Genomic DNA, 14,321 nt, shown 5'->3' with positions numbered 1-14,321 from the left:
ACCGAGAAACACGTTCTCGGCCGCTCCGGGGCAACTGTTCCAGCCTATCTCATCGAGCAGACCCGGTCAAAACCGGCCCCACCAGACTCAGAAGGCAGTCGAAGACTGAACCGATCGAAACCGGCTACAACTTCTAGGATTACCAGGCGCCTACGTCCAACCTCGTGTCCCGCGCCTCTCGGCCGGGTCGGTGTCCGTGTCGCTCTGACTCGACAAAAGTTACGCGAACAAGAACACAGCGTCAAATCGCCTGGTCAACGCCATTCGAGAGAATTCGCATCGCTTGCAACCCTGCTTTCAGACGGCGCGGATAGCCTGGCGTCATGCTCCTCGCACCCCGCTATGGCCAGGCGACGCTGTCCGACCTCGTTCCGTCCGTGCTCGCACATCTCGGCGTCGCCGGCGAGACCGATCGGATCGGCCTCGATCTCTCAGGTGTCTCACGAGTCTGTGTACTGCTGATCGATGGACTCGGCGCCGAGCTGTTGGCGTCGCACCCCGAGGCGGCACCCTTTCTCTCCGCCAGACTCGGCCCGATCCTGACCGCGGGCTTCCCCACCACCACCGCGACCAGCCTCGCCTCGCTGGGCACGGGACTGCCCTCCGGACAGCACGGTGTTGTCGGCTACCTCATCCCCGCGACCGGGCAGGACCGGTTGATGAACCCGCTGAAATGGCGCCTGCACGGTGAGGGACCCCGCGTGGACCTCCTCAAGGAATTGGTGCCCGAGGAGTTTCAGCCGACTCCCACCGCTTTCGAGCGCGCCGCCGCGGACGGCATCTCCGTGTCCAGGGTTGCCCCGCCCTACCAGGGCGGTTCCGGTCTGACCCGGGCCGCGCTGCGCGGCGGGGAGTTCCGCCCCAGCTTCTCGCTCGGCGACCTGGTCGACGCGTCGGCGGGCGCGCTCCGGCTGGGTTCTCGTTCCCTGGTCTACGCCTATCACGGCGAATTGGACCTGACCGGCCATGCCAGGGGCCCTGCCTCGGCTGCCTGGGCCCTCGAGTTGGCACAGGTCGACCTGATGGCGCGCCAGCTCGCGGAGCGGCTGCCGCGCGACGGCGCGCTGATCGTCACCGCCGACCACGGCATGGTCGAGGTGCGCTCCCCTGTTGACATCGACGCGTCCCCGGAACTGACCGACGGCGTCCGGCTGATCGGCGGCGAGCCCCGGGCCCGCCACGTCTACACGGACGACGGCGCAGCCGACCGGGTGGCCGCGGCCTGGCGGGACCGCCTCGATGACGGGTTCGCGGTGCTGACCCGCGCCGAGGCGATCGACAACGGCTGGTTCGGGCCGACCGTCTCCCCCGCCGCCACCGAACGGATCGGTGACGTGATCGCGATAGCCCGCGGATCGAGCGCACTGATCCGGACCGGAGCCGAGCCGCTGCAGTCCATGCTCATCGGTCACCACGGATCGCTCACCTCCGCCGAGCTGCACGTGCCACTGCTGGTGTTCCGGGGGTAGGCACCGACAGCGCGATGTCGTGAAGGTCAGGTGGGCGGCGGCGCCGCGGTGTGCCCCCGCACCAGTTCGGTCTCGAGCATCTCGACGGTGGCCACCCCGGAGTGCGAGGGCGTCAGCAGCAGCGCCCCCGCCCGCCTGCCCTTTTCCTCCGCGGGCTGACGGACGGTGGTCAGGCCCTCGCGCAGCGCCTCGTCGACGCCGTCGAACCCGGTGATGGACAGCTGGCCGGGCACGTCGATGCCGCGCCAACGGGCAAAGTCAAGGGCACCGAGCGCCAACACGTCGGTGGTGCACAGCAGCGCGGTGATCCGGGGATTGGTCGCGAGCGCCTGCTCTGCCGCCGAGTGGCCTGACCGGGAGCTGTGCTCCGCGCGCTCGATCACGGTCAACGATCGCGGGTCCAGCCCGCTGGCGGCGAGGGCGTCACGCACCCCGGCGATCCGTTCGCGCTGGACGTGGAAGTTCGGCGAATCGAGCCGTGCGGAGTCCGCCACACCGTTCCGCTGGTCCCGGCCGAGCCTCATGCAGATCACGCCGATGTCCTTGTGTCCCAGCGACACCAGGTAGTCGGCGATCTTGCGCATCGCGCCGCGATCGTCGATCCCGACCAGCGACGCGCCCTCGATCTCGCGCGGCTGGTCGCAGATCACCATCGGCAGGCGGCGCTCGAGAACGGCGGCCAGGTACGGGTCGTCGTCGGCCACGGAGTAGACGACGAACCCGTCCACCCCTGCCTGCTGCACCGCGGCTGCGGCCTGGACGTCGTCGCGCCCCGGCCCGGCCGGGATCAACAACAGGCCCTCCCCGGCCGCCTCGCACGACTCCGCGAGTCCGGCAAGGAAGCTCATCGCCGCCGGGTCGCGGAAGGAGTAGCTCAGCGCCTCGGTGAGCAGCAGGCCGACCGCACCCGCCTTGCGAGTGCGCAGCGAGCGGGCAACCGGGTCCGGCCCGGGGTAGCCGCGCCGCTTGGCCGCCTCCAGCACCCGTTCGCGAAGCTCGGTCGAGAGCTGATCGGGGCGGTTGTAGGCGTTCGAGACCGTCGTCCGGGAGACCTTGAGCTCCGCCGCGAGGGACGCCAGCGTCGCCTGACGGCGCGGATGACGGGACCTGGGCATAACGGGACGGTACGCAATGCCGCGAGTGACCGTCAGCACGCCCCCTCCAATGTACAACGGAAACGATTTCCATTAGTATCTAGGCCATGCCCCTGGGAGATCTGACGCCGCTCACCGCCCCGACCCGGCCCCGGCGCCGCACGGCGATCGTCACCGCCGGCCTGGCGCTCGTGGGGGCGTTGACCCTTGCCGCCTGCTCGTCCGACCCGAACGCAGGCGCAGGCACCGCCCCGCTCGCCGATGGGCAGCGCGCCAACATCGTGGCCTCCACCGACGTCTGGGGCTCGGTGGCCGCGGCCGTCGCGGGCGATCGGGCCGACGTCACGTCGATCATCAACGACGCGTTCGCCGATCCGCACTCGTTCGAGGCCAGCCCAAGGGACGCCGCCGCCATCACCGACGCCGACCTGGTCGTCTACAACGGCGGCGGCTACGACGAGTTCATCGACGACGTGCTCGCCGGCACGCCCGGCAAGCGGACGGTCGACGCTTTCGCCCTGTTCGGCACCGAGACCGACCTGCACGGCGACCACGATCACGCCGCCGAGGCCGCTGCCGCCCCCGTCGAACCCGCCGCGGCCGAGCACGACTCGCACGACGGCCACGACCACGACCACGGCGGCGTGAACGAGCACGTCTGGTACGACACCCCGACCGTGGACGCCGTCGCCAAGCAGATCGCCGCCGAGCTCGGCACGATCGACCCCGCCAACGCCGCGGCCTACACCGCCAACGCCGCCTCCTTCCACGAACAGCTGCACGCCGTCACGGCCATCACCGACTCGATCGCCGCCGCGCATGCGCAGGCACCGGTCGCGCAGACCGAGCCGATCGCCCACTACCTGCTGGCGGCGGCCGACCTGAAGGACGAGACCCCGGAGGACTTCACGAAGGCCATCGAGGACGGCAACGACCCGCCGCCCGCGGCCGTCGCCGCGACGCGGGATCTGCTCGCCGACAAGAAGGTGAAGGTCCTGATCTACAACAGCCAGACCCAGGACAAGGCGACCCAGAACATCCGGGAGGCCGCCGAATCTGCCGGCATCCCGGTCGTCGAAGTCACCGAGACCCTGCCCGACGGGTTCGACTACATTCAGTGGCAGACCCGCACCGCCGAATCGCTCGCCGCTGCCATGAACGCCGTGCACTGAGAACCGCCGCGCGCCGAAGAACGAATCCACCGGTCACGCTCGCCGATGAGCCTCGTGACACCCAGACCCGGAATGGCCCCGTGACCCACCCTGCCCCCGACGCACCGAGCGTCGATCGAACACCCGCCGTCGAGCTGAGAGGCGCCCGGCTGGCCTACGGCGACCGCACGCTGTGGTCCGGGCTGGACCTGAGCGTCGAGCAGGGCGAGTTCATCGCGGTCCTCGGCCCCAACGGGTCCGGCAAGACCTCGCTGCTGAAGGTCCTGCTCGGTCAGCTCCCGCTGTCCGAGGGCACCGCCACGATCGCGGGAACGCCGGCGAGGACTGGGAACTCCCACGTCGGATACGTGCCGCAGCAGAAGACGATGGACGAGGGCCTGCCGCTGCGCGGGCGCGACCTGGTCGGGCTCGGCGTGGACGGCCACCGCTGGGGCACCGGGTTCCGCTCCCGCCGCTCGCGCCGGATCGTCGTCGACGACGCCATCGACCAGGTGGGCGCCCGCGCCTTCGCCGACGCCCCGGTCGGCTCGCTGTCGGGCGGCGAGCAGCAGCGGCTGCGGGTCGCGCAGGCACTGGTCGGCGATCCGAAGGTGCTGCTCTGCGACGAGCCGCTGCTCAGCCTCGACCTGGCCAACCAGCACCGGGTCTCCGACCTGATCAACCAGCGCCGGCTCGGTCACGACACCGCCGTGCTGTTCGTCACCCACGAGATCAATCCGATCCTGCCCCTGGTCGACCGGGTGCTGTACCTGGTCGACGGGCGGTTCCGGATCGGGACGGCCGCCGAGGTGATGACCTCGGAGGTGCTCTCCGAGCTGTACCAGACCGATGTCGAGGTGCTGCACGTGCGCGGACGGCTCGTCGTCGTCGGCACCGGCGACGCCATCGACGCGCTCGGTTCCACGGGCGCCGACGGAATCCACCACGAGGCGCACGAATGAACGAGAAGCTCGCCGACACGTTGTCGCAGATGTTCGACTGGCAGGCCACCATCGACCTGCTGCAGTACGGCTTCGTGCAGCAGGCCCTGCTCGCCGCCGCCATCCTCGGGCTGCTCGCGGGGGCGATCGGGCCGCTGATCATCAGCAGGCAGATGTCGTTCGCCGTGCACGGCACCAGCGAGCTGTCGCTGACCGGCGCCTCCGCCGCGCTGCTCGCCGGGATCAGCGTCGGACTCGGCGCCATCGTCGGCTCGGTGTTCGCCGCCGTGCTGTTCGCACTGCTCGGATCCAAAGTGCGCGAACGGGATTCGGTGATCGGCGTCGTCCTCTCGTTCGGCCTCGGCCTGTCCGTGCTGTTCATGTGGCTCTATCCGGGGCGCACCGGCACCAGCTTCTCACTGCTGGTCGGCCAGATCGTCGGGGTGGGTAACAGCGGCCTCCAGCTGCTGCTGGTCTGCGCGGTCGCGGTGCTGGCGGTCCTGGTCGTGGTGTACCGACCGCTGCTCTTCGCGAGCGCCGACCCGGACGTCGCGGTGGCCCGCGGCGTGCCGGTTCGCGGGCTGGCCATCGTGTTCGCGGTGCTGGTCGGCGTTGCCGCGGCGCTCGGCGTGCAGATCGTCGGCGCCCTGCTGGTGCTCTCGCTGTTGATCACCCCCGCGGCCGCCGCGGCCAGGATCACCTCGAGCCCGCTCCGGACGACGTTGCTGTCGATCCTGTTCGCCGAGATCGCCGCCGTGGGTGGCATCCTGCTGTCGCTGGCCCCCGGCGTGCCGGTGTCCAGCTTCGTCACCACCATCTCGTTCGTGATCTACCTGGTCTGCCGGTTCTTCGGACCGCGCCGGGCCCGCAACGCCGGACGGGTCGCGGTCACGGCCTGAGTTCGCTCCGTGCGGCCTAGGATTCGAGGCGTGGCATCCATCGATCTCAACAGCGACCTCGGCGAGAGCTTCGGCGCCTGGCAGCTCGGCGATGACGAGGCCATGCTCGCGCTGGTGACCAGCGCCAACGTCGCGTGCGGGTTCCATGCGGGCGATCCGACCACATTGCTGGGCACCTGCCGGTCCGCGGCGCAGCGGGCGGTGCGGATCGGCGCCCAGGTCGGCTATCGGGACCTGGCCGGTTTCGGGCGCCGCTTCATCGACATCGCCCCCGCGGACCTGACCGCGGACGTGATCTATCAGATCGGCGGCCTCGACGCCCTCGCGCAGACCGTCGGCTCCGCCGTCGGCTACCTCAAACCCCATGGCGCCCTGTACAACGCGATAGTGCACCACCGCGAGCAGGCCCGCGCCGTCGTCGCGGCCGTGGTCGCGTACGACCCCACCCTCCCGGTCCTCGGGCTACCCGGCTCGGTCTTCCTGGCGGAGGCGGAGGCCGCGGGCCTGCGCACGGTGGCCGAGGCGTTCGCCGACCGCGGCTACACCCCGACCGGCGAGCTGGTGCCCCGTGGACTGCCCGGGGCGGTGCTCTCGGACCCGGAGTCCGTCGCCGCGCGGGTGTTACGGATGGTCGAGCACGCGGAGATCGAGGCGGTCGACGGCACCGTCCTGACCGCGCCTGCCGAATCCGTCTGCGTGCACGGGGATTCGCCGTCCGCGGTCGCGATGGCCGCCGCCATCCGCGCGCGACTCGACGACGCGGGCGTGCGCGTGGAACCGTTCGTCTGATGCGCCTGCTCGACGCGGGCGACGGCGGGGTGCTCGCCGAGTTCGACGACCTGGACACCGTGCTCGCGCACTACCGGGCGCTGGACGCGAACCGCCCGGCGGGCGTCGTCGACCTGGTGCCGGCCGCCAGGACCATCCTGGTGCGATTCGACCCCGGGCACACCGATCGCGCCCGCATCGCACGCTGGCTGCGCGAGACCGGCCCCGAGTCGGGGCCCGCCGCGGAAACCGGTTCGCTGGTACGGATTCCCGTCCACTACGACGGTCCGGACCTGGCCACGGTCGGTGAACTGACGGGCCTCGGGCCGGACGGTGTCGTCGCGGCACACACGGGCAGCGACTGGACGGTCGCCTTCGCCGGGTTCGCCCCCGGGTTCGGGTACCTCATCGGTGGGGATCCCCGGCTCCGGGTGCCCCGCCGAGACGACCCGCGCACCGAGGTGCCCGCCGGTGCGGTCGGGCTGGCGGGCGAGTTCTCCGGCGTCTACCCGCGGAAGTCGCCAGGCGGCTGGCAGCTGATCGGCCACACCAACGAGCTGATGTGGGACGCCGATCGCGAGCCACCCGCGCTGCTCCGGCCGGGAGACACGGTCCGGTTCGTCGCGGTCTGAACGGTTCGCCGAGTGTGCACCTGCCGACGCACCCACTCGGACGATGCCCCGGCAGGTGCACACTCGGCGGGGGTCAGGGGCGCGGCCGGGTGCTGCGCCAGGCGGTCAGCACACCGACGGCGGCGAACACGGCGAAGAATCCGAACAGGAGCCTCGCCGAATCCGCCATCGACCCGCCGAGATTGACCAGGACGCCCGCCGATGCCGACCCCACCGCGTTGGCGACCAGCTGCACGGTGTTGATCGCGGCGGCCGCCTTCCCACCCTCGACCTCGTCGTCCTCGGCACCCATCGCGAAGGTCGACAGATGCGGCCAGGCCATGCCGATGCCCGCTCCGCCCAGCACCAACGCGGCGACCCAGATCCCGATCACCCACGCCGTCGCGCCGTCCTGCTGCGTCGCCGCCGCGACAAGGAACCCGATCGTCACCAGGGCCGGGCCGGCCACGACCAGGGCGCGCACCGTCGACCTGCGCGAGGCACCGGCGCTGGAGATCTCACCCAGCGTCCAGCCGACCGCGAGCGCGGCCCCGAGAAAGCCGGCAGCGAGCGGCTCCAGGCCACCGAGTCGCTGACCGAACAGCGGCACGAAGGTCTCGGCGGTCGAGGCGACCGCCAACAGCGCGAACGTCGCGTAGGTCCACTTCAGGGTGTTGCCGGGGGTGAACGTCACGGCGGGCAGCACCCTGGTGCCCGCGCGTCGCTCGTGCGCGACGAAAACGACCAGCAGCACGACCCCCGCGACGACCCCGAGCGCGGTGAGCGCCACGCTGGTCGCGATGCCCGCCACGCTCACCAACAGCGCCGCCGCGGACAGCAGCAGCATCGACACGGCCGGGACCCCGACCCGGGGCCCCTCGATCCGATCGGCCGCGATGTACCGGGGCACGATCGCCGCGATACCGGCCGCCAGCACCGCGAGCACGACGAACGCGAGCCGCCAGGCGCCGAATTGGGCGAACACCCCGCCCAGCGCGGGACCCACGAACGTCCCGACGCCCCACATCCCGGAGACCAACGCCGAGGCGCGGGCCCACAGATGCTGCGGCAGCGTGGACCGGATCAGCGCGTAGCTGAGTCCGCTGAGCAGCCCGCCGCCGAAGCCCTGCAGGCCACGGCCCGCCAGCAACACGAACATGTCCGGCGCGGCGGCACACACCACCGTGCCTGCCGCGAACAACCCGATCGCGGCGAGGTAGGCGCCCCGCGGCCCCGCGACCGCGAGCAGCCGGCTCACCAGGACCGCCGAGATCACCGAGGCGACAAGGAAGATCGTGGTCGCCCACGCGTAGAACCGCGCTCCCCCGATCTCGTCGACGGCGGACGGGAGCAGGCTGGTGGTCAGGTAGATGTTGATCGCGTACAGCGCGACGCCGCCGGCCAGCACCACCATCGGCCCGAGGTAGTCGGGGCCGAGCAACTGCCGCCAGCCGCGGTCCAGCCGAGAGGTCGTGGTGTCGGTCGGCGCCATGACAACCAGGCTAAAACCTCAAGCGCAGTCGAGGTCAATGGCGGCGGGGTGGCCCCGTCGAGTGTGCAGATGTTTGAGCGTCGCCCGGGTAGCGGCGACGGCAGATGCACAGTCGGCGGACGGGGAGTGCGGGCCGCCGGGCGCTAGCCGCCGAGCGCGAACGCGACGAGGAAGCCGAGCGCCGTGGACAGCCCGACCCACCAACCGCCCTCCCGGTACGCCTCCGGCATCAGCGAATCCGCGAGCACCGCGATCGTCGCGCCGCCCGCGAACGCCTGGATCACCGCGATCTGCCGGTCCGGGATGGCGTCGGCGGCCGCATTCGCGGCGATCACCACCAGCACCAGCACGACGGCGGTCACCGTCCACAGCAGAATCGCCCTGCGGCGGTTGAAGTTCGGCTGCTTGCGCATCGACGCCGCGCCCGCAACCGCCTCGGGCACATTGCCGACCGCGACCGCCACGAGCAGCACGAGGCCACCGCCCGCGCTCAGCGAGACACCGAGCGCGGTGTTCTCCGGGATGCCGTCGAGCAGCGTGCCGAGCATCAACGCCCAGCCGAGGGCCGCGGCACCGAGCTTGTTCTCGATGAGGTGATCGGACACCACGTAGACGAGCGCGCCAGCCATCAAGGCCGTTCCGGCGATCAGCACGCCCTCGGCCTCGAACGCGGGCTGGAACAGCTCCGTCGACACCGCCGCGACCATGGTGCCCGCGCCGAACGCCATCAGCGCTGCCAACAGGGGGCGGGGCAGGTCGTAGCGAAGCCCGACAATTGCCCCGATCAGCAGGGGCACGGCGGTTCCCAGCCCGTACAGCGCGGCAGTGACCATCGGGCGATCGTACTGTCGCGGCCCGCGGATGCGCGACAATCGTCGGGTGGCTTGGCTCGAGGTGTTGCGCACCGGGGCGCTGACCACGGTCCAGGACCGTGGCAGGCCCGGATTCGGCGCGCTCGGCGTCGGCGCGTCGGGGGCGGCCGATCGCGGATCCCACGACAGCGCAAACCGGTTGGTGGGCAACGACCCCCGGGCCGCGACGCTGGAGGTCACGCTCGGCGGGCTCGCGGTCCGGGCGCACGGCGGCCTGACCGTCGCGGTTACGGGTGCCCGGGTCCCGCTGTCGGTCAACCACACCCCGACCGCGGACTACAGCACCGTGCACCTGGCCGACGGCGACGTGCTGGCCCTCGGCAACGCCACCGGCGGCCTGCGCTGCTACCTCGCCGTGCGCGGCGGAGTGGATTCCCCGCCGACGCTCGGCAGCCGCGCGACCGACATCCTCGCCAGGCTCGGCCCGGAGCCGGTGCGGGCGGGCGACCGGCTGGCCGTCGGCGAACTGAGTTCGGACTGGCCGGCCGACGAGATCATCCCGCCGCCCCCGGAGCCCCCCTCCCCCGCCCGGCTGCGGGTTCGGCTCGGGCCGCGCTCGGAGCTGTTCCAGGCGGCCGCCGTCGACACGCTGTTCGGCCAGCTTTGGACGGTGACGCCGGACAGCAACCGGGTGGGCGCGCGACTGCGGGGCGCCGAGCCGCTGCGGCGCCGGGACACCGCCGAGTTGGCGAGCGAGGGGATGGTGCCGGGTTCGTTGCAGGTGCCGAGCGGCGGGCAGCCGGTGCTGTTCCTGGCCGACCATCCGGTAACCGGCGGCTATCCGGTGATCGCGGTGGTCGTCGACGCCGACCTCGGCGCCGCCGCGCAGCTGAGGCCCGGCGCACAGGTGCGCTTCGTGCGCGCGAGCAGCTCGCCTCAGCCGGGCTGAAGGGCGCGCACCAGGGCGCGGGCCAGCCGCAGCAGATCCAGATCCCGCCCGCGCGGCCCGATGACGGACAACCCGACCGGGATCCCGTCGTCGGTGGGCAGCGGCACGCTCACCGCACACCGTCCGCTCAACCCGGCGATGCACGTCAGCTCGAATGTCGCGGCGCGGGCCGCCTCGATCACCGGCCCACCGATCGTCGCCTGCTCCCGGGTGGGCGGCGGCGAGGATGCCGACGGCAGCAACAACAGGTCGTCGCCCAGCAGATGGTCGATCGCGGCACCGATCCGCCGCACCTCGTCCGAGGCCCGGATCCACTGCGCCCGAGTGTGTTTCGAGGCCGCGTCGAACCGGGACCGCACGTCGGCGCCGAGACCGTCGCGGTGCCGGGCGATCCACGCGCCGTGCGCCCGCCAGGCCTCGGCGCCCTGCGCGATCCGGAACGCGTGCGCCCAGCCGCCGAGCCCACCGACGTCCAGTCGCAGTCGCTCGAGCGGGGGCAGACCCGGACCGGATTCCCACGCGGCCACGCCCGCGTCGACCGCCGCGCGCACGGGCGGCGACGCGATCGCGGTCAGGTCGTCGGACACGATCACCCGCCCGAACGGCCGCGCCTGCGCGGCGGGCAACAGCACCTGGCCCACTGCGAGCAGCGTGTCCGGGTCGCGGGCCAGCCATCCGACCGTGTCGAAGCTCGGGGCCAACGGGAGCACGCCGGCGGAATCGATCGCGCCGTGCGTCGGCCGGATCCCGTACAACCCGAGATAGGAGGCGGGGACCCGGATCGACCCGGCGGTGTCGGTGCCCAGCCCGACGGTGGCCGCACCGGTGGCGACGGCGCTGCCGGAACCGGAGCTGGAACCGCCCGGAATCCGATCGGGCGCAATCGGATTGGGCGGTGTCCCGTAATGCGGGTTGGTGCCGGCCAGACTGTAGGCGAACTCGTCGCAGCGGGCGATCCCAGCGATCGCCGCGCCCGCCTCGAGCAGGGCCGCTACGGCGGGCGCAGTCGCCGCCGCCGGTCGGGCTTCGGCGAGCCACTGCTCGTTGCCCGCGCCGACCGGATACCCGGCGACATCGAACAGGTCCTTGACCGCGACGGTCATCCCGTCCAGCGGTCCCCGCCCGGTCGGCTCGACCAGGGGCGTGCCGAATTCCCGCCAGAGCGTCGAGTCGACCACGGAAACCTCCTGGTCAGGCACTGTGAGTGAATTGCAACCCTATAGGGGTGCAACTCACTCACAGGCGCGTCAGCGCCTTCTCTGGCGGGCGATGTCGGAGAGCACGACGCCCGCGGCGACCGAGGCGTTGAGCGACTCGACCGGGCCCGCCATCGGGATGCTGAGGATGGTGTCGCAGGTCTCGCGGACCAGGCGGGACAGGCCCTTGCCCTCCGATCCGACGACCACGACCACCGGTCCGGTGCCGTCGTACTGGTCGAGGGTGGTGTCGCCCCCGGCGTCGAGACCGACGATCTGCACGCCCTTGGACGCCCAGTCCTTCAGCGTCCTGGTCAGGTTGGTGGCCTGCGCGATCGGCAGCCGGGCCGCCGCGCCCGCGCTGGTGCGCCACGCGACAGCGGTCACGCTGGCGCTGCGGCGCTGCGGGATCACGACGCCGTGACCGCCGAACGCCGCCACCGAACGCACCACCGCACCCAGGTTGCGCGGGTCGGTGATGTTGTCGAGCGCCACCAGCAGCGCAGGCTCCTGGTGCTTGCGGGCCTCGGCGATGAGGTCGTCGGGGTGCGCGTACCGGTACGGGGGAACCTGCAGGGCGACGCCCTGGTGCAGCCCGTTGGCGCTCATCCGGTCCAGGTCCGTGCGCGGCACCTCGAGGATCGAGATGCCCGCCTCGGCCGCCAGCTGCACGCTCTCGGTGAGCCGCTCGTCGCTCTCGGTGCCGACCGCGACGTACAGCGCGGTCGCGGGCACGCCCGCCCGCAGGCACTCCACGACCGGGTTGCGGCCCAACACGTTCTCGGGACCCTCGGCGCCCTTGCGCGGCGAACCGCCTCGACCGCGCGGGGCGCTGCCGCCGGGCCTGCCGCTGGTGCTCGCGGCCGCCTTGGCCGCCGCCCTTGCCCGCTTGGCGGCGGGGTGCTTGGTGCGCTCGACCGCCGGCGGGGTGGCCCCGCGGCCCTCGAGGCTGCGCCTTCCCTTGCCTCCGGAGCCCGCGACCTGGCCCTTCTTGGTGCCGCTCTTGCGGATCGCGCCGCGCCTGCTCGAATTGCCAGCCATCACAGTCCTGCTTCGTTGTGGTTCGTCTTGAGGGACCACTCGGGTCCGTTCGGGGTGTCGGTGACCTCGACGCCCGCCGCGGCGAGCCGGTCCCGGATCTCATCGGCGGCGGCCCAGTCCTTGTCCGTCTTCGCCTTCTGGCGCGCATCGAGATTCGCGCGGACCAGAACATCGAGCGCCGCGTGGGCAGCCGAGCCGTCCTCGGCATCGGCCGCCCAGTGCGGATCGAGCGGGTCGACCCCGAGGATGCCCATCATCGCCCGCACCTGGCCGGCGATCTCCAGCGCCGCGGTCAGGTCGCCTGCGTCGAGCGCCTTGTTCCCCTCGGTCTTGCTGCCGTGGATCTCGGCCAACGCCTTCGGCACCGCGAGGTCGTCGTCGAGCGCGGCCGCGAAGCCCTCGGTCCACTTGCCGACCGGGATCTCACCGGCCCGCTCGCGGGTCTTGAGGATGAAGGCCTCCAGGCCACGGTAGGACTCGGCCGCCACCTCGAGCGCGTGGTCGGAGTACTCGAGCATGGAGCGGTAGTGCGCCCCGCCCAGGTAGTACCGGAGCTCCTGCGGCCGAACCTTCTTCAGCACGTTCGGCACCGACAGCACGTTGCCGAGCGACTTCGACATCTTCTCGCCGCCCATGGTGACCCAGCCGTTGTGCAGCCAGTACCTGGCGAACCCGTCGCCAGCCGCCCGGCTCTGCGCCAGCTCGTTCTCGTGGTGCGGGAACACCAGGTCCAGCCCGCCGCAGTGGATGTCGAAATCCGGGCCCAGGTAGGCCTCCGCCATCGCCGAGCACTCCAGGTGCCAGCCAGGACGTCCGCGTCCCCACGGCGTCGGCCAGGAGGGCTCCCCCGGCTTCTCGGCCTTCCACAGCGTGAAGTCGCGCGGGTCGCGCTTGCCCTCGGCGGCGCTCTCGCCCTGGTGCACGTCGTCGAGCTTGTGCCCGGACAGCGCGCCGTACTGCTGGTAGCTGCGCACGTCGAAGTACACGTCGCCCGCGGCGGCATACGCGTGCCCGGCGTCGATCAGGCGCTGCATCATCTCGACCATCTGGGTGACGTGGCCGGTCGCGCGGGGCTCCGCGGAGGGCGGCAGCACGCCGAGCCGGTCGTAGGCCCAGTCGAAGGCGCGCTCGTAGGTCGCAGCCCACTCCCACCACGGCCGCCCGGCATCGGCGGCCTTGTTCAGGATCTTGTCATCGATGTCGGTGACGTTCCTGATGAACGCGACGTCGTAGTCGTGCGCGAGCAGCCAGCGCCGCAGCACGTCGAACGCGACGCCGCTGCGCACATGGCCGATGTGCGGCTCGCCCTGGACGGTCGCACCACACAGATAGATCGACGCGTGTCCGGGGGCCAGCGGAACGAAGTCACGCAGGGCCCGCGTCTCGGTGTCGAATAGGCGCAGGGTCACGACGTGCGATCTTACCGGCCCGAACCGGCGTCAAGTACCAGCGCGGTCGCGACGGCCGCGATGCCCTCGCCCCGGCCGGTGAGGCCGAGACCGTCGGTGGTCGTCGCGGAGACGGAGACGGGGGCCCCGAGCACCTCGGAGAGCACGTCCTGCGCCTCCACCCGTCGGGGACCGATCTTGGGACGATTCCCGATCACCTGGACCGCGGCGTTGCCGATCCGCAGGCCGTCGTTCTCGATCAGCCTGCGCACCTCGGTCAGCAGCACCGCGCCGCTCGCTCCGTCCCATTCCGGCCTGCCGGTGCCGAACACCGAGCCGAGGTCGCCGAGGCCCGCTGCGGACAGCAGCGCGTCGCACAGCGCGTGCGCGGCGACATCGCCGTCCGAGTGACCGGCACAGCCGTTCTCCTCCTCGAACAACAGCCCGGCGATCCAGCACGGCCTGCCGACCTCGATCGGATGTACGTCGGTGCCGATTCCCACTCGCACG

General features: G+C 71.8%; 14 protein-coding genes. 7 read left to right on the top strand and 7 right to left on the bottom strand.

Annotated features, from left to right (window positions below; translation table 11 throughout):
- The first annotated feature begins 323 nt into the window (after positions 1 to 323).
- Positions 324 to 1,469, top strand: a complete 1,146-nt coding sequence (locus BR31_RS0108250; RefSeq protein ID WP_027500541.1) for an alkaline phosphatase family protein — start codon at positions 324 to 326, stop codon at positions 1,467 to 1,469.
- Between the two features lie 26 nt (positions 1,470 to 1,495).
- Here BR31_RS0108250 and BR31_RS0108245 read toward each other — a convergent pair whose 3' ends face one another.
- A complete protein-coding gene (locus BR31_RS0108245) occupies positions 1,496 to 2,584 on the bottom strand; it encodes a LacI family DNA-binding transcriptional regulator (protein WP_027500540.1) in 1,089 nt (362 codons plus the stop codon).
- A gap of 86 nt (positions 2,585 to 2,670) precedes the next feature.
- On the opposite strand from BR31_RS0108245, the gene BR31_RS0108240 reads away from it, so the two are divergent.
- From BR31_RS0108240 to BR31_RS0108220, 5 genes are all read left to right on the top strand, one after another.
- Positions 2,671 to 3,735: a metal ABC transporter solute-binding protein, Zn/Mn family gene (locus BR31_RS0108240; protein ID WP_051637072.1), complete on the top strand. Its 1,065-nt coding sequence runs from the start codon at positions 2,671 to 2,673 to the stop codon at positions 3,733 to 3,735.
- 80 nt (positions 3,736 to 3,815) lie between these two features.
- Positions 3,816 to 4,676 (top strand): metal ABC transporter ATP-binding protein, encoded by an 861-nt coding sequence (locus BR31_RS0108235; RefSeq protein WP_037175903.1) that lies wholly within the window; start codon positions 3,816 to 3,818, stop codon positions 4,674 to 4,676.
- Positions 4,673 to 5,554, top strand: a complete 882-nt coding sequence (locus BR31_RS0108230; RefSeq protein ID WP_027500537.1) for a metal ABC transporter permease — start codon at positions 4,673 to 4,675, stop codon at positions 5,552 to 5,554. The genes BR31_RS0108235 and BR31_RS0108230 overlap by 4 nt, the downstream gene beginning before the upstream one ends.
- Before the next feature lie 30 nt (positions 5,555 to 5,584).
- Complete coding sequence (locus tag BR31_RS0108225) at positions 5,585 to 6,343, top strand: LamB/YcsF family protein (protein ID WP_027500536.1); 759 nt, start codon at positions 5,585 to 5,587, stop codon at positions 6,341 to 6,343.
- On the top strand, positions 6,343 to 6,954 hold the full coding sequence (locus tag BR31_RS0108220; protein ID WP_027500535.1) for a 5-oxoprolinase subunit B family protein: 612 nt from the start codon (positions 6,343 to 6,345) through the stop codon (positions 6,952 to 6,954). Before BR31_RS0108225 ends, BR31_RS0108220 begins: the two co-directional genes overlap by 1 nt.
- A gap of 73 nt (positions 6,955 to 7,027) precedes the next feature.
- Here the strand turns inward: BR31_RS0108220 and BR31_RS27915 are convergent, their stop codons facing one another.
- Both BR31_RS27915 and BR31_RS0108210 read right to left on the bottom strand, forming a co-directional pair.
- Complete coding sequence (locus BR31_RS27915) at positions 7,028 to 8,425, bottom strand: MFS transporter (protein ID WP_051637071.1); 1,398 nt, start codon at positions 8,423 to 8,425, stop codon at positions 7,028 to 7,030.
- Positions 8,426 to 8,568: 143 nt separating this feature from the next.
- Positions 8,569 to 9,258: a ZIP family metal transporter gene (locus BR31_RS0108210; RefSeq protein WP_027500534.1), complete on the bottom strand. Its 690-nt coding sequence runs from the start codon at positions 9,256 to 9,258 to the stop codon at positions 8,569 to 8,571.
- Between the two features lie 46 nt (positions 9,259 to 9,304).
- Here BR31_RS0108210 and BR31_RS0108205 point away from each other — a divergent pair, with 46 nt between their 5' ends.
- Entirely contained in the window at positions 9,305 to 10,186 is an 882-nt protein-coding gene (locus BR31_RS0108205; RefSeq protein WP_027500533.1) for a 5-oxoprolinase subunit C family protein, read from the top strand.
- Here BR31_RS0108205 and BR31_RS0108200 read toward each other — a convergent pair.
- The 4 genes from BR31_RS0108200 to ispF form a co-directional block, all read right to left on the bottom strand.
- A complete protein-coding gene (locus tag BR31_RS0108200; protein WP_027500532.1) occupies positions 10,174 to 11,364 on the bottom strand; it encodes an amidase in 1,191 nt (396 codons plus the stop codon). The two genes, BR31_RS0108205 and BR31_RS0108200, sit on opposite strands and share 13 nt — an antisense overlap.
- A gap of 69 nt (positions 11,365 to 11,433) precedes the next feature.
- Positions 11,434 to 12,423 carry a 23S rRNA (guanosine(2251)-2'-O)-methyltransferase RlmB gene (gene rlmB / locus BR31_RS0108195; protein WP_027500531.1) on the bottom strand — a complete coding sequence of 330 codons (990 nt, stop codon included), beginning with the start codon at positions 12,421 to 12,423 and terminating at the stop codon, positions 11,434 to 11,436.
- Positions 12,423 to 13,832, bottom strand: a complete 1,410-nt coding sequence (gene cysS / locus BR31_RS0108190) for a cysteine--tRNA ligase (protein ID WP_027500530.1) — start codon at positions 13,830 to 13,832, stop codon at positions 12,423 to 12,425. The genes rlmB and cysS overlap by 1 nt, the downstream gene beginning before the upstream one ends.
- An 11-nt stretch (positions 13,833 to 13,843) precedes the next feature.
- A complete protein-coding gene (gene ispF, locus BR31_RS0108185; protein ID WP_027500529.1) occupies positions 13,844 to 14,320 on the bottom strand; it encodes a 2-C-methyl-D-erythritol 2,4-cyclodiphosphate synthase in 477 nt (158 codons plus the stop codon).
- Position 14,321 lies beyond the last annotated feature (1 nt).

The organism is Rhodococcus sp. UNC363MFTsu5.1 (genome assembly GCF_000686785.1).
GTDB classification, from domain to species: domain Bacteria; phylum Actinomycetota; class Actinomycetes; order Mycobacteriales; family Mycobacteriaceae; genus Rhodococcus_G; species Rhodococcus_G maanshanensis.
Note: the sequence above shows the minus strand (reverse complement) of the source record. Positions and strands in the feature narration are given on the sequence as shown.

What these genes read in the sequence shown, in the direction of transcription:
- BR31_RS0108250 (WP_027500541.1), top strand. Translation starts at nt 324, where the DNA reads ATGCTCCTCGCACCCCGCTATGGCCAGGCGACGCTGTCCGACCTCGTT.
- BR31_RS0108245 (WP_027500540.1), bottom strand. Translation starts at nt 2,584, where the DNA reads ATGCCCAGGTCCCGTCATCCGCGCCGTCAGGCGACGCTGGCGTCCCTC.
- BR31_RS0108240 (WP_051637072.1), top strand. Translation starts at nt 2,671, where the DNA reads ATGCCCCTGGGAGATCTGACGCCGCTCACCGCCCCGACCCGGCCCCGG.
- BR31_RS0108230 (WP_027500537.1), top strand. Translation starts at nt 4,673, where the DNA reads ATGAACGAGAAGCTCGCCGACACGTTGTCGCAGATGTTCGACTGGCAG.
- BR31_RS0108220 (WP_027500535.1), top strand. Translation starts at nt 6,343, where the DNA reads ATGCGCCTGCTCGACGCGGGCGACGGCGGGGTGCTCGCCGAGTTCGAC.
- BR31_RS27915 (WP_051637071.1), bottom strand. Translation starts at nt 8,425, where the DNA reads ATGGCGCCGACCGACACCACGACCTCTCGGCTGGACCGCGGCTGGCGG.
- BR31_RS0108210 (WP_027500534.1), bottom strand. Translation starts at nt 9,258, where the DNA reads ATGGTCACTGCCGCGCTGTACGGGCTGGGAACCGCCGTGCCCCTGCTG.
- rlmB (WP_027500531.1), bottom strand. Translation starts at nt 12,423, where the DNA reads ATGGCTGGCAATTCGAGCAGGCGCGGCGCGATCCGCAAGAGCGGCACC.